Origin of the sequence: Acinetobacter sp. AG3 (genome assembly GCF_022343575.1) — a bacterium.
GTDB classification, from domain to species: Bacteria; Pseudomonadota; Gammaproteobacteria; order Pseudomonadales; family Moraxellaceae; genus Acinetobacter; species Acinetobacter guillouiae.
The window spans coordinates 2,079,013-2,101,892 of the sequence record NZ_JAKQZD010000001.1; the positions used below are offsets into that span (position 1 = coordinate 2,079,013).

23 protein-coding genes and 1 riboswitch are annotated in these 22,880 nt (G+C 36.8%); of the genes, 11 read left to right on the forward strand and 12 right to left on the reverse strand.

Annotation, left to right across the window (positions count from 1 at the left end):
- The first annotated feature begins 208 nt into the window (after window positions 1–208).
- A riboswitch (glycine riboswitch) is annotated at window positions 209–297 on the forward strand.
- Window positions 298–470: 173 nt separating this feature from the next.
- Together L3V46_RS09590 and L3V46_RS09595 are read left to right on the forward strand one after the other, a co-directional pair.
- Window positions 471–1,715, forward strand: a complete 1,245-nt coding sequence (locus tag L3V46_RS09590; RefSeq protein ID WP_239045531.1) for a D-amino acid dehydrogenase — start codon at window positions 471–473, stop codon at window positions 1,713–1,715.
- An 82-nt stretch (window positions 1,716–1,797) separates the two neighbouring features.
- Window positions 1,798–2,406 carry a DUF4303 domain-containing protein gene (locus tag L3V46_RS09595; RefSeq protein WP_239045532.1) on the forward strand — a complete coding sequence of 203 codons (609 nt, stop codon included), beginning with the start codon at window positions 1,798–1,800 and terminating at the stop codon, window positions 2,404–2,406.
- Window positions 2,407–2,487: 81 nt separating this feature from the next.
- Here L3V46_RS09595 and nfsB read toward each other — a convergent pair whose 3' ends face one another.
- The 3 genes from nfsB to L3V46_RS09610 form a co-directional block, all read right to left on the reverse strand.
- Window positions 2,488–3,141, reverse strand: coding sequence for an oxygen-insensitive NAD(P)H nitroreductase (nfsB, locus tag L3V46_RS09600; protein ID WP_034615314.1), 654 nt, complete (start codon window positions 3,139–3,141; stop codon window positions 2,488–2,490).
- 98 nt (window positions 3,142–3,239) lie between these two features.
- Window positions 3,240–3,986, reverse strand: coding sequence for a UDP-2,3-diacylglucosamine diphosphatase (locus tag L3V46_RS09605; RefSeq protein ID WP_239045533.1), 747 nt, complete (start codon window positions 3,984–3,986; stop codon window positions 3,240–3,242).
- A gap of 93 nt (window positions 3,987–4,079) precedes the next feature.
- Entirely contained in the window at window positions 4,080–4,589 is a 510-nt protein-coding gene (locus tag L3V46_RS09610) for a peptidylprolyl isomerase (protein ID WP_004821835.1), read from the reverse strand.
- A 168-nt stretch (window positions 4,590–4,757) separates the two neighbouring features.
- Here L3V46_RS09610 and L3V46_RS09615 point away from each other — a divergent pair, with 168 nt between their 5' ends.
- Together L3V46_RS09615 and L3V46_RS09620 are read left to right on the forward strand one after the other, a co-directional pair.
- A complete protein-coding gene (locus L3V46_RS09615) occupies window positions 4,758–6,479 on the forward strand; it encodes a glutamine--tRNA ligase/YqeY domain fusion protein (protein ID WP_239045534.1) in 1,722 nt (573 codons plus the stop codon).
- A 136-nt stretch (window positions 6,480–6,615) separates the two neighbouring features.
- Window positions 6,616–6,936, forward strand: coding sequence for a pyrimidine/purine nucleoside phosphorylase (locus tag L3V46_RS09620; protein WP_239045535.1), 321 nt, complete (start codon window positions 6,616–6,618; stop codon window positions 6,934–6,936).
- A 24-nt stretch (window positions 6,937–6,960) separates the two neighbouring features.
- Here the strand turns inward: L3V46_RS09620 and L3V46_RS09625 are convergent, their stop codons facing one another.
- On the reverse strand, window positions 6,961–7,857 hold the full coding sequence (locus tag L3V46_RS09625) for a LysR family transcriptional regulator (protein WP_239045536.1): 897 nt from the start codon (window positions 7,855–7,857) through the stop codon (window positions 6,961–6,963).
- Between the two features lie 104 nt (window positions 7,858–7,961).
- Between L3V46_RS09625 and L3V46_RS09630 the strand changes: the two genes are divergently transcribed.
- From L3V46_RS09630 to L3V46_RS09640, 3 genes are all read left to right on the forward strand, one after another.
- A complete protein-coding gene (locus L3V46_RS09630) occupies window positions 7,962–9,014 on the forward strand; it encodes an aldo/keto reductase (RefSeq protein ID WP_239045537.1) in 1,053 nt (350 codons plus the stop codon).
- Window positions 9,015–9,129: 115 nt separating this feature from the next.
- Window positions 9,130–10,262 (forward strand): IS3 family transposase gene (locus L3V46_RS09635; protein WP_225367773.1). Its coding sequence is split into 2 segments (ribosomal slippage): window positions 9,130–9,382 and window positions 9,382–10,262, totalling 1,134 coding nucleotides; the frame shifts between segments, so codons are not numbered across the junction.
- A gap of 148 nt (window positions 10,263–10,410) precedes the next feature.
- Complete coding sequence (locus tag L3V46_RS09640) at window positions 10,411–10,854, forward strand: SRPBCC family protein (protein WP_239045538.1); 444 nt, start codon at window positions 10,411–10,413, stop codon at window positions 10,852–10,854.
- Window positions 10,855–10,911: 57 nt separating this feature from the next.
- Here the strand turns inward: L3V46_RS09640 and L3V46_RS09645 are convergent, their stop codons facing one another.
- A complete protein-coding gene (locus tag L3V46_RS09645; protein ID WP_004821822.1) occupies window positions 10,912–11,448 on the reverse strand; it encodes a lecithin retinol acyltransferase family protein in 537 nt (178 codons plus the stop codon).
- 188 nt (window positions 11,449–11,636) lie between these two features.
- On the opposite strand from L3V46_RS09645, the gene L3V46_RS09650 reads away from it, so the two are divergent.
- Window positions 11,637–12,395 (forward strand): phosphodiester glycosidase family protein, encoded by a 759-nt coding sequence (locus L3V46_RS09650; protein ID WP_239045539.1) that lies wholly within the window; start codon window positions 11,637–11,639, stop codon window positions 12,393–12,395.
- An 88-nt stretch (window positions 12,396–12,483) separates the two neighbouring features.
- Here the strand turns inward: L3V46_RS09650 and L3V46_RS09655 are convergent, their stop codons facing one another.
- Together L3V46_RS09655 and L3V46_RS09660 are read right to left on the reverse strand one after the other, a co-directional pair.
- On the reverse strand, window positions 12,484–12,729 hold the full coding sequence (locus tag L3V46_RS09655; RefSeq protein WP_004719975.1) for a hypothetical protein: 246 nt from the start codon (window positions 12,727–12,729) through the stop codon (window positions 12,484–12,486).
- Window positions 12,730–12,922: 193 nt separating this feature from the next.
- Window positions 12,923–14,164: a transporter gene (locus L3V46_RS09660; RefSeq protein WP_239045540.1), complete on the reverse strand. Its 1,242-nt coding sequence runs from the start codon at window positions 14,162–14,164 to the stop codon at window positions 12,923–12,925.
- 516 nt (window positions 14,165–14,680) lie between these two features.
- On the opposite strand from L3V46_RS09660, the gene L3V46_RS09665 reads away from it, so the two are divergent.
- Both L3V46_RS09665 and L3V46_RS09670 read left to right on the forward strand, forming a co-directional pair.
- Window positions 14,681–15,310, forward strand: coding sequence for a TetR/AcrR family transcriptional regulator (locus tag L3V46_RS09665; protein ID WP_034615342.1), 630 nt, complete (start codon window positions 14,681–14,683; stop codon window positions 15,308–15,310).
- 29 nt (window positions 15,311–15,339) lie between these two features.
- A complete protein-coding gene (locus tag L3V46_RS09670) occupies window positions 15,340–16,020 on the forward strand; it encodes a class I SAM-dependent methyltransferase (RefSeq protein ID WP_239045541.1) in 681 nt (226 codons plus the stop codon).
- 154 nt (window positions 16,021–16,174) lie between these two features.
- Here the strand turns inward: L3V46_RS09670 and plsB are convergent, their stop codons facing one another.
- A complete protein-coding gene (plsB, locus tag L3V46_RS09675) occupies window positions 16,175–18,376 on the reverse strand; it encodes a glycerol-3-phosphate 1-O-acyltransferase PlsB (RefSeq protein WP_239045542.1) in 2,202 nt (733 codons plus the stop codon).
- A gap of 232 nt (window positions 18,377–18,608) precedes the next feature.
- On the opposite strand from plsB, the gene cysK reads away from it, so the two are divergent.
- Window positions 18,609–19,607 carry a cysteine synthase A gene (gene cysK, locus L3V46_RS09680; protein WP_154130056.1) on the forward strand — a complete coding sequence of 333 codons (999 nt, stop codon included), beginning with the start codon at window positions 18,609–18,611 and terminating at the stop codon, window positions 19,605–19,607.
- 121 nt (window positions 19,608–19,728) lie between these two features.
- Here cysK and L3V46_RS09685 read toward each other — a convergent pair whose 3' ends face one another.
- The 4 genes from L3V46_RS09685 to L3V46_RS09700 all read right to left on the reverse strand — a co-directional run bounded on the left by L3V46_RS09685 (window position 19,729) and on the right by L3V46_RS09700 (window position 22,688).
- Entirely contained in the window at window positions 19,729–20,265 is a 537-nt protein-coding gene (locus L3V46_RS09685) for a transglycosylase SLT domain-containing protein (RefSeq protein ID WP_239045543.1), read from the reverse strand.
- Window positions 20,266–20,396: 131 nt separating this feature from the next.
- Entirely contained in the window at window positions 20,397–20,978 is a 582-nt protein-coding gene (locus tag L3V46_RS09690; RefSeq protein ID WP_239045544.1) for a hypothetical protein, read from the reverse strand.
- Window positions 20,979–21,006: 28 nt separating this feature from the next.
- Window positions 21,007–21,951, reverse strand: a complete 945-nt coding sequence (locus L3V46_RS09695) for a phosphatidate cytidylyltransferase (protein WP_034617942.1) — start codon at window positions 21,949–21,951, stop codon at window positions 21,007–21,009.
- On the reverse strand, window positions 21,948–22,688 hold the full coding sequence (locus tag L3V46_RS09700; RefSeq protein WP_004821804.1) for a lysophospholipid acyltransferase family protein: 741 nt from the start codon (window positions 22,686–22,688) through the stop codon (window positions 21,948–21,950). Before L3V46_RS09700 ends, L3V46_RS09695 begins: the two co-directional genes overlap by 4 nt.
- Window positions 22,689–22,880: the final 192 nt, after the last annotated feature.

Genomic DNA, 22,880 nt, shown 5'->3' on the forward strand with positions numbered 1-22,880 from the left:
CGACAACTTTTCAAGAATTGACAAAGCTTGATGCTGACTTCAATCAAGCTACAACAGAGCCAGAGTCGCTGAACAATTTAATCGCTAAGCTATTTAATTCTTAAGCAATTTAAAGATCTTAATTTTTAATTTAAAAATTAGAGAATAATTGAACATATTTTACTTGTATTCGAACAAATTCATGGCATATTAATTGCTAATACAAGGAAAGATGATTGCAGGAGAGAAGTCTCTTGCGGACTCGCCGAAGGAGCAACGACCCCGGAAACTCTCAGGCAAAAGGACTGTAATCATTGTAAAACCTCTGGAGAGAAGTCATTCTATTGAAAACAAAAAAGAAATGACTCACCGAAGGGGATGGTAAAGCCTAAATAGTTTAGGTTTTTATCGAAGCTCTCAGGTACACATGACAGATGGGGCATACATTGACAATGTAATAAAAAAATATTGCATTTCAACGGAGTGTGCGTATGTGTCATGTCGTCATTATTGGTTCTGGTATTACAGGTGTTACCTCTGCCTATGAACTTGCTCAATTAGGTTATCAAGTTACTGTTATTGATAAACATTTATTTCCCGCAATGGAAACATCTTTTGCCAATGGTGGGCAGCTGTCTGCGTGTAATGCTGAAGTGTGGAATCAAAAATCCACTGTGTTAAAAGGCATTAAATGGATGACGAAGAAAGATGCACCATTATTGCTCAATCCATCTTTTGATTTGCACAAATATGCATGGCTGGTCGAATTCCTTGGCAATATCAAACACTATGAAGCAAATACTCAAAATACAGTGAAAATGGCACTTTTAGCGCGTCAAAGGCTATTTAATATTGCTGAACAAGAAGGCATTGATTTTGATTTAGAAAAACGTGGCATCTTACATTTCTACCATTCTGAATATGATTATAAAGTGGCAACCAACGTCAATGCGCTGTTATGTAAAGGTGGTTTAGAGCGTCATGCCGTGACCAATGAAGAAATTAAATCCATCGAGCCGAGTTTGACGGGTGAATACTATGGTGGTTTTTATTGCCCAGGTGATGCAACTGGTGATATCCATAAATTTACCACTGGACTTGCTAAAGCGACTGAAAAATATGGGGTAAAATATTTATTTGGTATGGAAGTCTTGAATGTAGAACACACTGCCAATGGGGTAAATATTCAATATCATTCGAGTGTTGAAAACATGGAAGGCGGTTCAGTAGCAGTCGAACAACTCAGTGCAGATGCCGTGGTGATTTGTGGTGGTGTTGGCAGTTACCAATTGGCCAATCAATTGGGCGATCGTGTGAATGTTTATCCTGTAAAAGGCTATTCCATCACCGTACAATTGGATGATGAAAAAAGTATCAATGGCGCACCTTGGGTCAGCTTGCTCGATGAAAGTGCGAAAATCGTCACGTCACGATTAGGTGCCAATCGTTTACGTATTGCTGGAACTGCTGAATTTAATGGCTATAATCGAGATATCCGCTCAGATCGTATCCAACCTTTAACAGATTGGGTCAATAAGAACTTCGATATTTCAACCGAGCATTGTATTCCGTGGGCGGGTTTACGTCCGATGATGCCGAATATGATGCCTGTGGTAAAACGTGGAAAACGTGAACGGGTATTTTACAATACAGGGCATGGGCATTTAGGCTGGACGTTGTCTGCTGCAACAGCTGTGATGATTAGTCAGGAAATTGCAAGTTCGCATCCGATTTAATCATATAGGCAATATTTTTGTATTTGCACTCTGGTGAATGTCCATATTCACCAGAGTGCTGGTAAAAATAATTAGGTGTGTTATGAATATAGAATCAACAACGCAAAAGCACTGGCATGAAACGAGTTATGCAAAGTTAGTTGAATCGATTCAATATATTGCACAAAATTATCACGATGTGTACGCCTTGGCCTTGTACTACTATTGTGACGATGATGAACCTTGTTTTCCCAAAGTTGAACTTAACTTTAATACCAATCAACAGTTTCAAGCGCAAATTTCTGAAGCTTCGAGTCAAGCTGAAGCGAAATGGAATTATGCCTATTGGTTACAAGAACCGTCTTGGGATATTGGTGGAGAGAATGATCAGCTTTTGGCACAATGGTTTGAGCAAACGCCATTTTATTATTCTCAAAAACAGATGGAATATGCTGAACAAGAAGATGATGCGCTATTTAATGAACTTTTAGAAAAAGGCGAGCAGTTTGCTCAATTGTTTATTACACAAATAATCAAAATGGTTCAGCAATTATTTTCTGAAAATATTCTTCAAGATACATTTGGGAAAAATCTTCCAGTCATTATTCATGAGCTTGAATATTATGAAGAACCCATTTCGTGGACCAAAAGAGCCAATCCAAGCGCGTTAATCAATGAATTTATGGATGCCTGTGAAAGTGATTTCTCTTAACAAAAAGTTCTTATGATTCAGTGCTGAGGGACGTGGTGTGCCCCACAGCACTTATTAAGTAGGAGCAAGTACTTTAAAAAGTTATAGACGAGTAAAGACTTCTTCTTGGGTCAAACGAGACTTGGGCAGTTTTGCATTAAAATCACTATCACTACGATAACCGAGTGTCATAATCACAGACGGGACCAAATTCTTTTCAATTAAGCCTAATTCTTCAGTCAGAATATCTTCGTCAAAACCACCGATTGGCGTTGCATCGATACCTTCAATACCTGCAGCTAATAGCATTTGACCCAGTGCGATAAAGGTTTGATTTTCCGCCCAGCGCTGAATATCACCTTTTTCATTGCGATAATAAGAGACATAGCCTGTACGACTGTCTTTTTGACCTTGTTTGGCCTTGTCATCTTTAAAGCGGCCACTGAGATCATCTTGCTGAAGTAAATTACTCAGGTGCTGTTCTGTGATATCGGCTTTGGTACAGAATAAAATCGTATGTGATGAATCTAAAACCTTTGGTGCGTTGTAGCTATATTTTCCGACTAAGGCTTTAGCAATACGTTGTTTAGCTGCATCATTGTCAGCAATAAAAAAATGCCAAGGCTGGATATTGATTGACGATGGGGTTAAACGCAGGATTTCAAGTAAACGTGCAAATTGTGCTGGAGGAATCTTTTTAGAAGAATCATAAGCTTTTGTGGTGTAACGTGTTTTTGCTACATTTAATACATCCATAAGGCGATCTCATATATCGTAAATTTTCGATATATTGTATGCTAAAATCGCGAAATTTGAATCTTCAAAACGTAAATAAAGGTGAAAAATCATGATTTTTAATCATGGGTAAAGTGATTTGTGTCTGAAATTGTCCATTTAATAAATTTCCAATCCGCATTTTCATCCACTTCTAAAATCATTGCTTCAGATGTTTTTTCACGCCAATCCCCTAAAACAATTCTAGTTTTACCATTTACATCATGAATTTCAGGGCGATGAGTATGACCATGAACCAACAGATCGACATTATTAACTGCTTTTTCTACTGCTTGTTGGTTAACATCCATAATTTTATAGGATTTATTTTGTTGAGATTCACGGCTTTTTTTACGAAAACCGTTGGCAAGTTTTTGTCTAAAACCAAGTGGGGTGCTTTTTAAAAGTCCCAATACAATTGGATTACGAATAATTTTTTTAAATCGTTGATAAGAAATATCATCGGTACATAAAGCATCGCCATGTTCAAGACGAAATTTTTTATTACCAATGTTAAATGTATAAAATTCAGGAAGTAATTTACCATTAAACTGATTTAAAAATGTTTGCCCTAAGGCAAAATCACGGTTACCCACTTGAAAATAAATTTGATTACCAGCTTGCAAGGAAAATTGTTTTAGATGCTCAATAATTTCATCTAACCAAGGCGCAGTATAATCATCCCCAATCCAAGCATTAAACCAGTCACCGAGAATAAACAGTTGCGTATTTTGATATTTATAGTGTTCTAATAAATCAAAAAACCCTCGAACCAGTCGAGGGTGTTCTGGTGACAAATGTAAATCAGCGATAAACAGATAGGTCACTTATTTTTCCTATTTAATAACTCCTCCCAAGCTTGCTTTGTAAAGGGAACAGTATCCTTTTATTTAAAAGTCAGCTTCGGGAGGATTTATAAATTATTCAGAGATAATTTTTGCAGATTCAATCACAATGTTTTCTAAAGGAACATCAGCATGATAACCACGGTTACCTGTACGAACGCCTTTGATTGCTTCAACGATGTCTAAACCTTCAGTTACTTTACCAAATACTGCATAACCCCAACCTTGAGCAGTTTTACCTGTATGGTTAAGGAAAGAGTTGTTTTTTACATTGATAAAAAATTGTGCAGAAGCAGAGTGAGGCGCTTGAGTACGTGCCATTGCAATCGTACCTTCGTCATTGCTTAAACCATTGTCCGCTTCATTTTCAATTGAATCACGTGTGGTTTTTTCTTTGAAGTTTTCATCCATGCCACCGCCTTGGATCATGAAACCATCAATAACACGATGGAAGATTACGCCATCATAAAAACCATCACGAACATATTCTAAAAAGTTAGCAACAGTTTTTGGTGCTTTTTCAGAGTTAAGTTCAAGAACAATGCGTCCTTTGTTGGTGTTTAATTCGACTTGAGGAAAACTCATTCTATAATCTCCTAATCATGACTAAAAATGTCATGGGTTTTTGGTTGAGAGAAGCATAAGCAAACTGTAAACTACATAGCAAGTAAAAATGTGAAATTCTTTTGTTAAAAAAGGATAAAATCACATTTTCTATATTCAATTTTAACTTTTAGAAGTGATTTATCAACTATGAAGCCAAATGATGTTGTTTCAGAACTGCCGAAAACCCCGACAAATAGTCCAAGCCCTGTCGATAATGCGCAGCAAGAACAACAAGCGGGCTTAGATTTTGTACGCCAAGTCATTACAGAAGATTTGGCAGCGGGCCGTACACAAAAAGTTGTTACACGTTTTCCACCTGAGCCAAATGGTTATCTACATATTGGCCATGTAAAGGCTATTTGCTTAAATTTTGGCATTGCTCAAGAATACGATGGTTTGTGTAACTTGCGTTTTGATGACACCAACCCAGATGCTGAAGAACAAGAATATGTTGACGGTATTGCCAATGACGTAAAATGGTTAGGTTTTGAGTGGAATGGCGAACCTCGCTATGCATCAAGTTATTTTGACCAATTACATTCTTGGGCAGTTCAGTTGATCAAACAGGGCGATGCTTATGTAGATCTACAAAGCCCAGAAGAAATTAGAATTAACCGTGGTAATTTTGTCGAGCCAGGTAAAAACTCACCTTATCGTGATGCATCTATTGAAGAAAACCTTGCTCGTTTTGAAAAAATGAACAATGGTGAGTTAGCTGAAGGTGAAGCAGTATTACGTGCCAAAATTGATATGACCTCACCAAATGTACATATGCGTGATCCAATTCTATATCGTGTACTTCATTCAGAACATCACCAAACGGGTGATAAATGGAAAATGTACCCAATGTATGACTATGCTCATCCATTGTCAGATGCGATTGAAGGGATTACCCATTCATTATGTACTTTAGAGTTTCAAGACCATCGTCCATTTTATGATTGGGTGGTTGAGAAAGTGCATTCACAATCAGTTCCACGTCAGTATGAATCTAGCCGTTTAAATATAGACTATACGATTACCTCTAAACGTAAATTACGTAAATTGGTAGAAGGTAACTATGTTCATGGTTGGGATGACCCGCGTATGCCAACTGTGGTGGGCATGCGTCGTCGTGGTTTTACCCCTGAAGGGTTACGTGAGTTCTGTAAGCGTGTAGGCGTGTCTAAAACAGACGGTATCGTTGATGTGGCTATGCTTGAGTTCTGTATTCGTCAATCTCTTGAAAATACAGCAGCACGTGGTATGGCTGTTTTAAATCCGCTGAAAGTAACTTTGACTAACTTGCCAGCAGATTTGGATTTAAGCCATGCACGTCATCCAAATGTAGATATGGGCGATCGTATTATTCCTTTGACCTCTGAAATCTTTATTGATCGTAAAGACTTTGAAGAGGTTCCACCAAAAGGCTTTAAACGTTTAGTTCCTGAGGGTGAAGTACGTTTACGTCATGCTTATGTGATCAAGTGTGATGAAGTGATTAAAGATGCCAATGGCGAAGTGATCGAGTTGAAATGTTCAATTGATCCTGAAACTTTAGGTAAAAACCCAGAAGGTCGTAAAGTGAAAGGCGTTGTACATTGGGTTTCTGCGTCGAAAGGGATTCCGGCTGAGGTTCGTGTTTACGATCGTTTATTCACCGAAGCTGCACCAGATGCAGATGATGATTTCTTGGCAAATTTAAATCCAGAGTCTTTAACGGTACTTCAAGCAGTGATCGAGCCTGCTTTGGCTCAAGCGCAACCAGAAGATCGTTTCCAGTTTGAGCGTGAGGGTTATTTTGTTGCGGATCAATATGATCATACAGCAGATAAACCTGTGTTTAACCGTGTCTTAGATTTGAAAGATAGCTTTAAACCAGGTAAATAATTTTATTCAATCTTGAATGAAATCATGATTTAAGACCTAGCTTCGGCTAGGTTTTTTTTATGCTGTTTGAAATTGATTGAGGAATACTATAGAAAAGCGATATAGTAAATGCACAAATAATAATCAGGACAAATATATGTCTTCCCAATTTGATTTTGTTACGGTCCATATTAAACCTAATGTTCATTATAAAGGGCGATCAATCAGTTATCTTATCGAATGCAAAGATGGTTCGAAGAAAACATTGGGGGTAATTTTACCCACAGAGAAACCTTTAACTTTTGAAACGCATGTGACTGAGCGCATTGAGATTGTCTCTGGAAAATGCTTGGTTCGGATAGCAGATCAAGAAGAAATGGAAGTCTACAGTTCTGGAGAGTTTTTTACTGTTCCTGCAAATAGCCGTTTTAGTTTGCAATCCAGCGAAGTTGTAGATTATGTTTGTCATTTGGAATAACGGATAACATTAGCCAAATCATCATTAGAATTCTTTAAAGTAATCCTGTAAATACTCAATAAAAACTTTTACTTTATCAGAGATTAATTTTTTATCGGGAATAACAGCATAAATAGCAGTGGGTTCTACCATAAAATCAGGAAGCACATGAACCAGTTTTCCTGAATCTAAATCGTTTTTGACATGCCAAAGTGAGTGATTAGATATGCCGAGCCCTGCCAAAGATGCCTGACGAATCCCTTCGCCGGAGTTGGTAATAAAATAGCCATTTACCTGAATATCTAATCTTCTATTTGGGTTAGCATGATCCACAAAGTTCCATGTATTGCTGATGCCTTGTTGATGACGTTGCACGATACAACGATGTTGCTGTAAATCCTCTAAACGTTTGGGGATACCAAATTTAGTGAGATATTCAGGTGCAGCACAAAGTAAGCGCTTATTGATAGATAATGGTTTTGCGATGAAAGAAGAATCTTGTAGTTTGCCAATGCGAATCGCGAGATCCATGCCTTGACTAATAAGATCTACATTTTGGTCATCTAAATCTAAATTGATTAATAATTCAGGGTGTTGTTTTAAAAACTCAGCAATAACCTGAACCAGTATCTGTGTTCCAAAGGTTGCGGAAGCCGTGATATTGATGCTTCCTGAAAGCTTTTGATCTTGAAGCTTTAAATTTTCGGTTAATGTCTGGAAACTATCGAGTAGTGGACGTCCTTGCTCAATCAATATTTTGGCTTCTTCGGTCAGACTCAGTTTCCGTGTCGTGCGATAAAAAAGTTTAAGACTGAGCTGATTTTCAAGCCTTTGCACTCGTTGACTTGCCACTGAAACTGCAATATTGGCTTCTTTTGCCGCTTGGCTGATTGAACCTAAATCTGCGACACGTAAGAAGAATTGAAAGTCTTGTGTATTCATTTTCCATAAAATCGAAAAAGTAATTCCTTATTATCCTGATTTTTAAAATAATACCAAGTTGTTATTTTGTGATGAGACACATTATTCAATCAAGGTGAATGATCATGAAATATAATTTTTTAGGCAATTCTGGTTTAAAAGTATCTGAGTTGGGATTTGGTGCTGGAACCTTTGGTGGGAAAGGTCCTCTATTTTCTGCATGGGGACAAGCAGGGCAGAAAGAAGCCAATCAAATGATTACTACATGTATAGATGCAGGAATTAATTTCTTTGATACGGCCGATGTGTATTCAGACGGTGAATCTGAAAAAATGCTTGGAATTGCATTAGCGCCGTATCGGCACAGTGCAATTATTTCAACTAAAGTTGCGCTTCGTAGCAATGAACAAGTGAATCAGGTCGGATTGAGTCGTCATTATTTAATTCATGCTGTAGAGCAATCGTTAAAACGCTTAAATACAGACTATATCGATGTTTTACAGTTACATCAGTTTGATAGCTTTACTTCGCTAGATCAGCTTATGAAAACTTTAGATGAATTGGTCCGAAGCGGAAAAGTTCGTTATATCGGGGCATCTAATTTTTCAGGCTGGCAATTGATGAAAGTGCAGTCGATTGCAGATCGTTATGGTTATGAAAAAATGGTGGCACATCAGGTGTATTATTCATTGATAGGTCGGGATTATGAATGGGAGTTGATGCCTTTAAATCATGATCAGCATATAGGTGCTGCTGTGTGGAGTCCTTTGGGATGGGGACGTTTGACAGGTAAGTTTGATCGTCACAATCCTTTGCCTGAAAATAGTCGCTTACACGAAACAGCTCAATTTGCACCACCTGTAAACGAAGAATATCTTTATAGGGTAATCGATGCCTTAAAACAGATTGCATTAGACACAGGATATTCAGTCCCACAAATTGCTTTAAAATGGTTGCTCACACGTCCTACAGTGTCTACTGTACTGATTGGTGCTCGAAATCAACAACAACTGCAAGATAATCTCATTGCAACAGATCTAGTGCTTACGGATTCACAATTACAGCGTTTAAATCAAGTCAGTGCGGTTTATCCAGTATATCCATATTACCCGTATTGGAATGGTCAATTTTCAGAGCGCTATCAGCGCATTGTTGAATCATCACTTATTCAAAACTAATCCGTTAAATTTGTTAACAAAAACATGAGAGGTGGATCAGGAAATTTGAACAACACTTATAAGTGATATTTTGCTCCCCAAATGATGTTATAAACATCAATATATGGAGTATTTTATGGCACGTAGACCAAGAAGAAATCATTCAAATGATTTTAAAGCTAAGGTAGCACTTGCTGCGATTAAAGCAGAAAAAACACTTGCTGAATTGAGTGCTGAATTTGATGTTCATCAAAACCAAATTATCGACTGGAAAAATCAACTGATTTCAGCTTCCTCGCAAGCTTTCGATCAATCAAAAGCTCCAACAGAACCACCCATCGATCTAAAAAAACTACATGCAAAAATCGGTGAGCAGGCATTAGAAATTGATTTTTTAGAAGGTGTGTTGAAGAAACTGGGCCGCTTCAACCACAAAAGTTAATCGATGACTCACTTCAGATTTCAGTATCTAAGCAAGCTCAGCTGCTGAAAGTCTCCCGTGGTTGTTATTACTATCGCCCAAAACCTGTGAGTGCATCAGATCTGAAGCTGATGCGGTGTATGGATGAGTTACATATGCAATACCCTTTTGCAGGTAGCCGTATGATGCGTGATTTGTTGAATCGTCAAGGACATCATATAGGACGACGTCATACACGTACTTTAATGAAGAAAATGGGCATTAATGCGTTATATTGCAAACCAAATTTAAGCCAGGCTAATCAAGCTCACCGCAAATATCCATATCTGCTCAAAGGATTGGCTATTCAGCGCAGTAATCAAGTGTGGTCTACGGATATAACGTATATCCCTATGGCAAAAGGCTTTGTTTATTTATGTGCTGTGATTGATTGGCATAGCCGCAAGGTACTTGCGCATAGAGTATCGATTAGTATGGAGGTTACATTTTGCATAGAAACATTAAATGAAGCTATTGAAAAATATGGTCGACCTGAAATATTTAATACAGACCAAGGCAGTCAGTTTACCAGTGATGCATTTATTGATGTATTGAAATCAAATGACATCCAAATCAGCATGGATGGTAAAGGTCGATGGGTTGATAATGTGATGGTTGAACGATTATGGCGGAGCGTTAAATATGAAGAGGTGTATCTCAAAGCCTACAGCAATGTTTTGGATGCGAAGAAGCAATTAAACGCATATTTTGAATTTTATAATTTGAAACGACCTCATTCGAGTCTGGACAAAATGACTCCAGATGAGTTTTACTATGACCAGCTACCACAACAAAATAAGGTAGCTTAACTAGAGCAGAGTATCACTTATAAATAAGCTTTTAGTTGTTCAAACATGTGGGACCACTTCTCATGATACTGATTACATAGCACTTATGTTATCAGTATCACTTTGTTATCCATATATAGTTCTATATAAGCTTAGAAGAGTAATAAGAATGAATCCAACCATTGAAACTCAAATGTTAATTCGTAAACCCGTGTCTGCGGTTTTTAATGCATTTATTGATCCTGAAATTACTTCAAAATTCTGGTTTAGTCGTTCTACAGGCCCGCTAAAAGAAGGCAAAATTGTGCAATGGAGTTGGGATAAGTATCAAGTCAGCGCAAAGGTTATGGTATTTAACATTATTGAAAATAAATTGATTCAAATTACTTGGGGTGAACCCAAAACATCGGTAGATTTTATATTTGAAGAAATTAGCCCCGAGCAAACCTATTTAAAAATTAGAAATTACGATATTTCACTACAAGGCTCTGAACTGATTCAATTTATTATAGATGCGACTGGGGGATTCACCACAGTGCTGGATGGTTTAAAAGCTTATTTGGAACATGGAATAGAACTCAAATTGGTTGAAGACAAATTTTCACCATTTTAGTGGTGATTTAAAATCAGGGCTTTGCCTAACGTCATATGAAGAACTTAGTTGAGTATTTTACTTTTTAGGCTGTTGTTCTTTAAGTGATAAATAGGTTGGAAGTTTTAATTTTGACTGGGCCCTGAGTTTCATTTTTATATATAAGACCAATGCAAAACAGGTGGTTGCAACTGTTAAAAATAAACCATTCATATAGGTCATGATTGAACTGATATAGCCAATCGTGGTTAAACGGTTCATCATTTTTACCACTTGAGGACTACTTTCAACTCCTGTAATTGCCCAACTACACAGATGTTCACAATTATTGATAATCAAATGATAGCTGTTTTCGTTCATACGTGTACGCATACGTCGCACCACATGACGACCAGAAAACTTAGGTTGATCATAGTAACGGACACGGATCACTTTACCATGTGAAAATTTTTCAAGTGAAGTGATTTCGATTGGGCGTTTTTTTACAAAATGTGCCAGCCCTGAATAATGTATAACACGACCTTTTCCAGCATAGATTCCATGATGGCTATAGCCAAAATGTTTGACGATTAAATGCGCACCTAACGGGTATTTAGCTATTTGTTTTGTCTGCATATTCCACTCAGTTCAAATAAAGTGTACACATGTATTTAATTGAAAGGATAGTTTGATTATAACCATGCAAAATGAATTTGATAGCCCTTAAAGTGATAATTAAGTAAAAAAATGCATTAAAAGTGCTAATTAGCCTTCATTATTCAATAGATCACACGATAAAATATAACGCTTTGCATGGGGATGTTATGAATTTTAAAACTGGGGTATATGCGCTGATAAGCATGATGGGATTGAGTGCACTTTCATTTCACGTCAATGCCAATACTGACTATATCAAAATAATCAAAGACAAGAAGGTGATCGCAGATGCTGTACGTATCGAAGATCTGGATCAGCTACAACTATTTTTAAAAAACCAACAAGGGCAAACCTATAAAAAGTTCGCAACTGTGCAAAAAGAGCTTAAAAAATGCCAGATCAGTTTTGCCATGAATGCAGGAATGTATCACCCTAATTTTGCACCAGTGGGGTTGTACATTGAACAAGGTAAACAACAAACAGAATTAAACCAACAAAAAAACAAATTTGGTAATTTTTTTATGCAACCCAATGGTGTGGTTGCTTGGAACAATAAGCAAGCTGTGATTAAAACCACAGAACAATATCTTAAATCTAATTTTAAAGCTCGTTATGCTACCCAATCTGGTCCAATGTTATTGATCAATGGTGAGATCAATCCAATTTTCGTTAAAAACTCAGATTCATTAAAAGTTCGCAATGGGGTGGGAATTAAAAATAATCAACTGTATTTTGTGATAAGTCGTGGAAAAATTAATTTTTATAATTTTGCTGATATTTTTAAGTCGCAGCTTAAAACAGATCAAGCTTTATATTTAGATGGTTCAATTTCAAGTGCATTCATTCCACAAGTGAAAAGGAATGATCAGACTTATGATTTAGGCCCAATGTTTATTTATAGTGAAGCAAAAAATTGTGACGATTAAAATGGCAAAATTAAAGTTTGAGTTTTTATTTACAGGCAAAAATGGATGCCTGCAAACAGAAGCATCCATTTTGTAGATCAAAGATAAATTACTTAACCATGCCAATGATTGAAGACTGTGCTTTACAGGCTTGAATAGCATCTTCTTTAGATAACTTTTTAATTTCTTCTTCAAAGGCTTTTTTCTGTTCTTTTAGTGAATCTTCAGGAATGCCACTTTGTTTTGCCAAGTCTTCCATATGCTTCCAAGATTCTTCACATTCCTTTGGCATACCACCACATGCGGTTAAGATAGTGCCTAAAGCGAGAATTGGAATTAAACGTAATAATTTCATATTCTGATCCTTTAATTTAAGTTGGTTTTTTACTGAGGTTTATTCATATTGATCATTAAAATTTATAGCGTATACAAATGACGGAAAAATGAATTTGTCTTTGAATAAAAAGAAAAAGACTTCATTCTCAAGTATATACACTAGAATGAAGTCTACGCTAAAAAATAATTTTAACAAGATCACGCATCGAGCATTAGAAACGGTAACCTATTTTTAAACCATAGCCTATGGCATTGTTGTCACGATAATCACCTTGTTGGGCAATTTCTGAAGCACCGGGTACCGGAATGTAATAGGTACCATCTTGTGCCGTGGCGTCCCCAATCCAAATATATTTGATGCCTCCTGCGATAAAGTAATTGTCAGTAGGATTGTATTGAACACCCAACCCTAAGCCCCAACCGCCTTTGGTAGGATTTAATACAGAAGCAGGATTTCCAGTACCAGAATCCCATGAAACATCAGCCGACGCAGCCCATTTTTGTGTGAATTGATGTCCTAAGCCAACAGTGATGCTGTATTGGTCTTTTTGATAGTCATCCAGATTAAATCCACCAGCATATAGGCCTTGGCTTAACTCAGCCGTTGCCAGTTCAGTGAGTGCACCAAACTGTGTTGGACGGATTCTAAAATCTTTCCAATTTACCCAACGCGCATTTAAATATGCCAGCGTATCTTTATAAACTCCTGTTTGAAAATCTAAATTTACCGATTGTGGCGTGTTGATTTCTGTATCTTTATCAGTGGTGAATGCTAAAGGTTGTCCAAAAATTGTTTCTTGAGCATCTATTTTGTGCTTGATTTTAGAACGATAACTCACTGCTGCTTTTAAAGCAATTTCAGGAATCTGAAAAGCAGCACCAGCAAGCCATCCAACAGCACTATCTTGTTTAAAGTTGGCATCATAGCCATTAAACACACTCATCGAATTACCACGTAAAGACACTTTACCTTTGACTGTCTGGTATACGCCACCACCGTAGAGGTTAAAATGAGCATCTGGCTGAAAACCAAATAGCATCGCAATATTTTGAGTATCAACATCCGCAAGGGTACCTTTCATACTGATTTCAGTATCAGAGAAGGTATTATTGCTACGTAAAGGATATTCGATTGCAGCACCATAAGGTTGATCATAGATGAGCCCAAAGGAAACTTTTGGCGCAATTTGCAGTTTTAATGCTGCATTATAGTATTGATATGATTGTGCCATATCACCTGTACTCAGATCATTGCTGCCCGCATTGACTAAATCAGGTCGATTTCGGACTTTGCCTGATACTTTCGGGTCAACTGCGGCAATACTGGCTTCGAAATAATTCTTGTCTTCAAGAAACGCCAGTATCGATTGACCAGATTGATCCATCGCAGCTGCATGAGTATAAGCAGTGGGTAAAACGCTGAGGATACTGAGAATGAGTGATTGAGTTTTCATGCTTTTCTTTCCTTGAATGTTTTTTTTATTTCGCATATAAAATTCAGACAAAACTATAGTGATTAATAGAGGTTAAGCTATTAGTTTATTTAAGTTTTATCTGAAAGCTTGATGATTTTAGTGAATCATTTTTACTGGATTTAATAAAGGGGTGTAATGACCAATTTAAGGGGGGATTATCGGACAATTCATATGTGCATTGTCTTAAGAAGTTGCCTTAGATCATTGAAGAATATTGAAGGATCAATCGCTGATTTAAAAAAGATCATTTTCCAAAAAGAAGTAATTTAAAATGACTGCTTTGATCGATGAGGAATTGATAGATCAGCAATGGTACAAAATAACATCAACAAGATGATTAAGTTCATCAATGATTTATTAAATATTGAATCAAGCGATCTAGGTGGATAGCTAATTGTTGCAAAATTTATTAGTATTTAATCTAAATTACCTTGTGGTATCAACAGGGTAAACTATTCGCTGCCAGTTTATTTGGAATGGAATTTACGTATCGCTATGAACTATAAAAGATCCTCTGTCATGGAAGAGAAAATGCAACAGAACCGCGAGATGATTTTATTGTCTGCACGAGAACTGGTTGCACAAGGAGGATTTAAAGATGCACAAATTCAAGCGATTGCAGATCGGGCAGGCGTTTCAAGTGGACTGGTCTATCGTTATTTTGAAAATAAAAATCAGGTATTGATTGAAGTTTTAAATGCGGCGATTCATATCGAAGTCAATATTCTCAATGATATTGCACATACCCAACTCAGCGCTGTAGAAAAATTAGATCGAGCTGTCACAACCTTTGTAAAAAGGGCAATGAATAGCCCTCGACTGTCTTATTCTTTATTGTTTGAACCTGTCGATCCTCAATTTGAATTAGAACGTTTTCAAAGCAAGCAATTGATTAAAGAAAGTATTATTAAAATTTTGACCGAAGGACGTCATTCAGGTGAGTTTATTTTTGAGGATTTAAACACCACGGCATTGTGCATCGTGGGTGCAATGACTTTTGTTGTGATTGAACCTTTAAGTATCGCCAAGACCAAGCGTTTTGATAAAAGTTATAAAGAGTATTTTGTAAAACAAATCGCTGATTTTTGTTTACAGGCAGTGAAAGTCAAACATCCTCAGGAATAATATTAATCATCATTGCAAGGCTTAAAGAAATGGCAAAGGACTTTAATAATCCAGTTGTAGTTGAAGGATATGATGCACATATTCGTAAATTAATTCCCGGTTATGAACTGATACATTTACAAGTCCATGCTGTATTAAAGAGCTATGTATCGACTCAAGCGCAGATTTTAGTCGTGGGATGTGGTACAGGTTATGAACTGCAATATTTGGCTGAGCAATTTCCTCATTGGAATTTTACAGCAATCGATCCTGCAGCAAATATGATTGATAAAGCCAAACAACATATAGCGGGCTTAGGGTTTTCTTCTCGTATTCAGTTTATACAAGGTGATACATCTGTTCTTAAACGAGTCGATGAGAGTTTTGATGTGGCTTTGGCGATCTTGGTTTCACATTTTGTTCCAGTTGATGCAAAAGCACAATTCTTAAAAGATATTGCAAATCACCTAAGCAGTACTGGTCTATGTTTAAGTTATGAGTTGATGGAAATTTCGAATACCAAACAATTACAAGCTTTAAAAAATCTGAGTTTAGCAACCGGATTAACAGAAAAACAGGCGCAACTTATGACCGATCGTATTGAACAAGATTTTGCTTTAATTTCTGTTGATGAAATGAGCGCTTTGTATTTGCAAGCAGGTTTTAAGCGTGTGGAAAACTTTGCTCAAGTATTGAATTATCATGGTTTTATTGCATTTAAAACGGATTAAGAAAAACGTCTAAGTAATAACTAAAAATCATTTTTTGCTTTAAAGTAAATCAATTAGCCATATTTCTATGAGCTATATACGCTTATAAAAAAGTTCCTTATCCAAATGGTTGAAGGAACTTTTTTATTGTGGATCAAAACCAAAACATAAAGGATTATTTCTCTTTGCTTTCTTTTTCAGGTTCTTTCACCACATTGACATCATATAGATGAGCAAGGGCGGAAAGTAAACGAATTTTAGGATCTGCATTTGAAATCTTAATGCTTTGATCTGCTTCAAGTGTGATTAATTTCTCCGCAACAAAATAATCGACAATTTGTGTGATTTCACTCTCAATTTCAGACTCATCCCATTTTAAAAAGAAGGCTTTTTGAATAAGTGGGTATTGTTCGATGACTTGGGTATATAAATCAGATTTTGAAATCTCAAACAGCTGCTGCTCTGTTTCAACGCGCAATACTTTGGCAATCAGTGCTGGCAGTATAAACGTGTGCAGAATGTTATTACTGAAATACTTAAGCAAGCCCACCTGTATATCACTGACTTTCACCCAACGTTCATTATCATGCTCAATCAATTCAACTTGTTTAAGCTTCATGGCATATTGAATGATTTCTGTGTTGGAAAGTTCAGTGATTTGCATACGCTCATCATAACGATGCTGTTTGAGTAGATTACGGAATTGTTCTAAACGTACCAATACTTCACGCTCTGCCAAAGCATGGGTTGGTGCATTTAATAAGACTAGAGAAATCAAACTGATAGGGTTAATCACTACGGCTTTATTGATATTTTCCAAAATATCAAATGCAACATCATTGACCGTGGCTTTAACAGACTCAGGCATCTCTTCATGCAAAGCAACACGTTGTGGAGCATTGTTCTTTTTTAAGATCTCTTCAAGGAAAACTGGTTCACCTAAATTGACGTGGACAACACCAAAGACTTTTTCAATCTTTTGAATAGATTTAAGTAGTCCAAATAGTGATTCAGCTTGTTTTTTCTGTCCACCCAGTTCTTTTATGTATGAACTGCCTTCGATCAGTTTTTCATATCCAAAGTAAGTCGGAATAAAGGCAATCGGTTTACTATTGCCACGCAAATAACTTTGGATGGTCATTGCGAGCATCCCTTTTTTAGGCGGCAATAAAAGTCCAGTACGAGAACGACCACCTTCAATAAAGTATTCCATCGGTGTATTTCGATTGAGCATACTGTAGATATATTCTTTAAAAACAGCGGTATAAAGCGCATTACCATTAAAGCTACGTCGAATAAAGTATGCACCTGCACCACGCATCAGTTGCCCAACCACTGGCATATTTAAATTAATACCTGCTGCAATATGGGGAACCATCAAGCCACGGTTATAAATCACATAAGACAATAACAAATAGTCAATGTGGCTGCGATGACAAGGGGTATAGACAATTTCATAATCTTTGGCAAGTTCACGAACCGTATCGAAATTATGTACTTCGATACCATCATAGAGCTGGGTCCATAATTTAGTTAAAGCAATTTCAGCAAAGCGTAAGGTCGAATAAGAAAAATCAGAGACGATTTCATCGAGGTATTTATGCGCGAGTGCTTCGGCTTCATTAATGCTGATTTTTTTATGAATGCTTTCATTGAGAATGGCTTCTTTGACCGCATCACTCACCATGAGTTTGTTAATCACATTGCGACGATCTGAAATATCAGGACCAAGAATTGCTTCTTTATAGCCATTAAATTGTTTATTGAGCTCAGTCACCACATAATGCGCTGGTGAAAAATTGGGTGTGAGTTCAATGGCTGAGTCAATTAACTGGCGTAAAGAAACTGCTTGATGGAATTCAATATAATTATTACGGCCATACAGGGTAATATTCAGTGCTTGTTTAATGCCCGTTGGTTTAGCCCAAGCATCGGTCATCAATGCTTTATACCAGCTATCTTCATTCTCTGGTGCACGTCCCCATAAAATCGTTGTTGGCACTAAAAGCACATCTTGCTCAGGATGTTTCAATAAATATTCGACTAAGCGAATAATTTTATCTGGGTAGTAGGCAGAAGCATTGCTTTTGGTAGGTTCTAAAGTGATAAAACGATCATCTTCCTGATAATCTGCCCCTAGATTAAGTGGCGCAAAAGCAGGGCTGAGTTTTCTTTTTTCTGTTTCATTGTCGATCAAGACTTTATTTGAAGTTGAGTCATCTTGAATGACATAGCAAATCGGAAAATTAGCTGTGTTTGGATCATTAACTGTATTTTCAAGAGTTTTTGTATCGCCTAAAACTTGTGGGCTGACAATTTTATCTAAGATTTTTTTTGTAAATTGACGATAAAATTTTTGATAAGCATTGCTTGCCATAATATTCTCTAAATATGAGTCATATCGTTATTATGCTTGAAATAATATACAAATATATAGTTTGATTTGACGACAAATCGGTCAAACACTTTGCCTAAAAACTAAACTTATGATTTTTATCAATAAACTATTTCGATATTGGTATAATTAAATTCAGTTACTCAATATCAAAGTTTCATAGAAAAGCATTATGATAGATTGATATAAATTCATTTAAATTCAAGGAAAGGTCATGTCTACAGATCCAAATTTTCCAGCAACTGAAAACTTAGGGATTGCTGTTTATTCTAATAATGCTGAGGCAATTGGAAATACACCACTTATTCGTATCAATCGTCTTATTACAGGTGGCGCAACGGTCTTAGCAAAAATTGAAAGTCGTAATCCTGCGTTTTCTGTTAAAGATCGAATTGGCGCTGCACTTATTGCAGATGCAGAAGCAAAGGGGCTTTTGAAAAAAGGCATGCATATTGTAGAACCAACCAGCGGCAATACTGGTATTGCATTGGCATTTGTAGCAGCGGCAAAAGGTTATGCCATCACTTTAACCATGCCAGCAAGTATGAGTATAGAGCGCCGTAAAGTATTAAAAGCGTTGGGTGCAAATTTAATTTTAACTGAACCCGCAAAAGGTATGAAAGGCGCAGTTGACGAGGCAGTACGTTTAGCGACAGAACAACCTGAAACATATTATTTACCGCAACAATTTGAAAACCCAGCCAATCCTAAAATACATGAGACAACAACTGGTCCTGAAATTTGGGCTGCAACAGGCGGTAAAGTCGATATTCTTGTTGCTGGTGTCGGAACTGGCGGTACCATTTCAGGTATTTCAAGTTATTTTGAAAAGGTCAAGCAGCAAGCGATTTACTCCGTTGCTGTAGAACCCGCAGATTCACCAATTATTGGACAAACCAAACGTGGTGAAACTTTAACGCCTGGGCCACATAAGATCCAAGGGATTGGTGCAAACTTTATTCCGAAAAACTTGGATTTAGACTTAGTTGATGAAGTTATTGCTATCGACAACCAAGAAGCGATTGATTTTGCCCGTCAAAGTGCCACTCAAGAAGGTATTTTTGTCGGTATCTCTAGTGGTGCGGCGTTAGCTGCTGCTGCACAATTAGCTGCTCGTCCTGAAAATGCAGGCAAAACCATTGTGGTGATTCTTCCAGATGCGGGTGAACGTTATTTGTCTTCCGTTTTGTTTGAAGATATTTCAGCAGATTAAGTTTGAATTAAATCGTTTATGTCTATGTTGTGTATTGTTGTTATAGACTAAAAAATAAACCCGCTCAAGTATCAGCAAGAGTGGGTTTATTTTATTGATATTCAGTTTCTATTCTTAAATTTTATAATGAAGACTTTAACTGCTTTTCATGTTGTTTGACTTGTTTCGCGTATCGTTTACCTTGGCGTTTCATTTTACGATTTGTTTGGTAATTTGTGGGTCCAACATTGTAGTAGGCTAAGGCCGTTTTCCAGCTTCCTGCACTTTGATTATATTTTGCCAAGATCATGGTGCCACAGCGTACATTGGTATATTCATCAAACAAATCACCAGGGCAGGCCTGTTGCCAATAACGCGGCATGATTTGGGTAAGCCCAACAGCACCAGATGGAGAGGTGACATAACTCCGATAGCTCGATTCTTGACGGATGGTTGCTGCGATCAGTAAAGGATCTACATCATATTGATCTGCGCTTTGTACAATCATTGGGGATACACGATTGGCAACATCGGGAGAGACAGAATAGGCTTTTTGGATTCCAGTCGAAAGTTTAGCAGCACGTTTTTGCACAGAGCCGCCACCCAAAGACGAACATGCTGTGATCGCAAGTGTTAAGCCTACTGCAGAAATTATTTTTAACTGATACTGAAAATTCAAAATAAAACCAATGCTATGTATCCAAGATTGCCCTGATGTTAAGTAGCTGATTTAAACCTGTCAATCTATGAAAATTGGTAGATTTATTCGTGATTTGTATCTTAAGCTGTTGGTTGCTTGCTATTTAGGCGTTATTTCGTCATTTTTGCTTGTTTTTTCTGTAACATTATTGCCAACATTAAATGCAATGGATTCTGAGCAGTATATTGGACTTCAAATTGTTGATTTCCATTGTGCTGGTACAGAGCATAAATTACTGGAATATTTAATTTATTTTCTTCAATCACATTTGAGTCTTTATCTAAAAGTTCTTTGGTCATATCTGCAAGTACATTGGTGCTAATCTCTTGTTGAATTACACCTTGGCAAATATATTGTGCACCTTCAAAACGATCAGTAATCAAATCGATTAGATTTTGTGAATCCTGATTGTCTTTATCAGCCTGTAATTTTTCCAGATTTAATCGCTTTATTTTAGTTAAAGTGATTCCTTCTATAGAAGGTATGGTTTTTGTTGTTTTGTTTGCATTTGGATTAAATTGTTGAGTAAGTTGATTTAATTTTGATCCAAAACTGATATTTACCTGACTTGAGTAGAGTTTTTTTACACGATCAGTCACTTGTTGATTATTACATTCAGACTGATTAAATAAACTGCACCCTTGCAGACCCAAACCTACACAGAGCATTGTAAATATTATTTTGTAATTCATCTATATCTCTCACAATCATGTTTATTCACTAACTCCACCAATATCTTAAAATATGAAAGAAGATGGGTGCTGAAAAGCAGATAGAATCAATCCGATCTAACATCCCACCATGACCATGAATCAACTGTCCCCAATCTTTGACACCACGGTCACGTTTGATGGCTGACATCACCAAACCACCGAAAAAGCCAAAGATACATACAACCAGTCCTATCAATGTCGCTTGTAGATAGCTAAATGGAGTAAGCCATGCCATAGCAACACCTAAAGCTGTGGCTAAAACAATCCCACCCACTAAGCCTTCAACTGTTTTTGATGGTGATAAGACTGGTGCAACCTTGTGCTTTCCAAAAAGCTTACCACAGACATATTGTAAAACATCGGATGCTTGAACGACCATAATCAGCCAGATTGCTAACCAAATCGGTTCACCTTTGAAACCATTTAGTTTTAAATTGAGTAATGCCGGAACATGGGAAATACAGAAAACACAGACCATGAGCCCCCATTGAATTTTAGAACTACGTTCAAGGAAGTGTTTGGTATCTTCTTGTTTTAAACTAGCAATCGGAATCAGTAAAAATACATAAAGTGGAATAAAAATTGAATATAAGCCGTACCAGTCGATATAGATCAAATAATATTGATAGGGAATAACAAAATAAAAGGCGATAAGTAAAGGAAAATAATCACCACGCCGTGTCGGCAATAGACTGGTAAATTCTCGTAGAGCAAACAGGGAAATAATCCCAAATAAGATAATAAATGCAGTTTGACCCAATAGGATGGCTGCACCAATGACGATCAACATCACCCACCAAGCATTGATCCGTGCATTTAAATTATCAATCACTGATGAGGGTTTTTGCCCAGCTTTTTGCTTGAGAATAAAGCCCACGCTAGATGCAAAAACTAAAATTCCCGCAAAAATACCAAATAAAAGATAGGTTTTATTCAGATTATCTAAAATCATTGATTCTCAACCTCTTTTAATTGTAATAGCTGCTTCTGTGCATAATCTATAAATGTGGCTTTATCCATTTCTAAATGTTGTTCTAAAGGAAAGCCAAAGCATACGGTAGACAGTAATGGCAAAGGAACAAAAGAACCTTTTGGCATGACACGTCTTAGATTTGAAATCCAAACAGGGACAATCTCAATCTCAGGAAATTGTTTATGTAAGTTATAGAGGCCACTTTTAAAAGGTAATAGCTCAAGATCATCATCGAGATTTCGAGTACCTTCAGGAAAGAAAATAATGGAATAACCCTGAGCAAGAGCGTCTTTCACAGGTTGTAAAGGGTCTGCATTATCTTCGCGATTACGTTGAATCGTGACACCATTAAAGGTGTCTTTAATTAAAAATTGTCTAAAACCATCTTTCAGCCAATAATCTGAAGCAGCAACAGGTTTAGTTTTACGACGCATCAGTTTGGGAAGTGAAGACCATAATAAGATAAAGTCGATATGACTATTGTGATTGGCATAGTAAATACGTTGTTTCATCTCAGGCTGACAACCAACCCACAAGCTACGAGCACCAGTTAAGAGTCGTGCGCCACGGCGTGTCAAAAATGCGATAAAGCGAGCAATAGAGTGTGATGCTAAATTTCCATTAGATGAATCTAAGTGTTGAGTCTTTTGCTCTAAAGACGGTTTATTGTATGACTCTTTATCTTGTTCGGAACGTTGTTCAGGTAGTTGATTCATTCTCTAAGCCGATTGATATTGAAGCATTTTATTGTGGGGCAAGCTGTATAATAAGATGATTAAAGTATAAAATTCTACTTTTTAAGTGATTAAAATAAAAATATAACCAAACTTAGTTTTGAATAAAAAGTAAAAAGCTTGGTCTCCTTTTACAAATTTATCATTTCTATTTTTTGAATCATAGAAGAATTT

Bases quoted from the DNA above. Each gene is read 5' to 3' on its own strand.
- L3V46_RS09590 (WP_239045531.1), top strand. From the start codon at position 471: ATGTGTCATGTCGTCATTATTGGTTCTGGTATTACAGGTGTTACCTCT.
- L3V46_RS09620 (WP_239045535.1), top strand. From the start codon at position 6,616: ATGTCTTCCCAATTTGATTTTGTTACGGTCCATATTAAACCTAATGTT.
- plsB (WP_239045542.1), bottom strand. From the start codon at position 18,376: ATGGCAAGCAATGCTTATCAAAAATTTTATCGTCAATTTACAAAAAAA.
- L3V46_RS09615 (WP_239045534.1), top strand. From the start codon at position 4,758: ATGAAGCCAAATGATGTTGTTTCAGAACTGCCGAAAACCCCGACAAAT.
- L3V46_RS09660 (WP_239045540.1), bottom strand. From the start codon at position 14,164: ATGAAAACTCAATCACTCATTCTCAGTATCCTCAGCGTTTTACCCACT.
- L3V46_RS09655 (WP_004719975.1), bottom strand. From the start codon at position 12,729: ATGAAATTATTACGTTTAATTCCAATTCTCGCTTTAGGCACTATCTTA.
- L3V46_RS09670 (WP_239045541.1), top strand. From the start codon at position 15,340: ATGGCAAAGGACTTTAATAATCCAGTTGTAGTTGAAGGATATGATGCA.
- L3V46_RS09610 (WP_004821835.1), bottom strand. From the start codon at position 4,589: ATGAGTTTTCCTCAAGTCGAATTAAACACCAACAAAGGACGCATTGTT.
- L3V46_RS09690 (WP_239045544.1), bottom strand. From the start codon at position 20,978: ATGAATTACAAAATAATATTTACAATGCTCTGTGTAGGTTTGGGTCTG.
- L3V46_RS09630 (WP_239045537.1), top strand. From the start codon at position 7,962: ATGAAATATAATTTTTTAGGCAATTCTGGTTTAAAAGTATCTGAGTTG.
- L3V46_RS09625 (WP_239045536.1), bottom strand. From the start codon at position 7,857: ATGAATACACAAGACTTTCAATTCTTCTTACGTGTCGCAGATTTAGGT.
- L3V46_RS09645 (WP_004821822.1), bottom strand. From the start codon at position 11,448: ATGCAGACAAAACAAATAGCTAAATACCCGTTAGGTGCGCATTTAATC.
- L3V46_RS09665 (WP_034615342.1), top strand. From the start codon at position 14,681: ATGAACTATAAAAGATCCTCTGTCATGGAAGAGAAAATGCAACAGAAC.
- L3V46_RS09650 (WP_239045539.1), top strand. From the start codon at position 11,637: ATGAATTTTAAAACTGGGGTATATGCGCTGATAAGCATGATGGGATTG.
- L3V46_RS09640 (WP_239045538.1), top strand. From the start codon at position 10,411: ATGAATCCAACCATTGAAACTCAAATGTTAATTCGTAAACCCGTGTCT.
- L3V46_RS09595 (WP_239045532.1), top strand. From the start codon at position 1,798: ATGAATATAGAATCAACAACGCAAAAGCACTGGCATGAAACGAGTTAT.
- cysK (WP_154130056.1), top strand. From the start codon at position 18,609: ATGTCTACAGATCCAAATTTTCCAGCAACTGAAAACTTAGGGATTGCT.
- L3V46_RS09700 (WP_004821804.1), bottom strand. From the start codon at position 22,688: ATGAATCAACTACCTGAACAACGTTCCGAACAAGATAAAGAGTCATAC.
- L3V46_RS09695 (WP_034617942.1), bottom strand. From the start codon at position 21,951: ATGATTTTAGATAATCTGAATAAAACCTATCTTTTATTTGGTATTTTT.
- nfsB (WP_034615314.1), bottom strand. From the start codon at position 3,141: ATGGATGTATTAAATGTAGCAAAAACACGTTACACCACAAAAGCTTAT.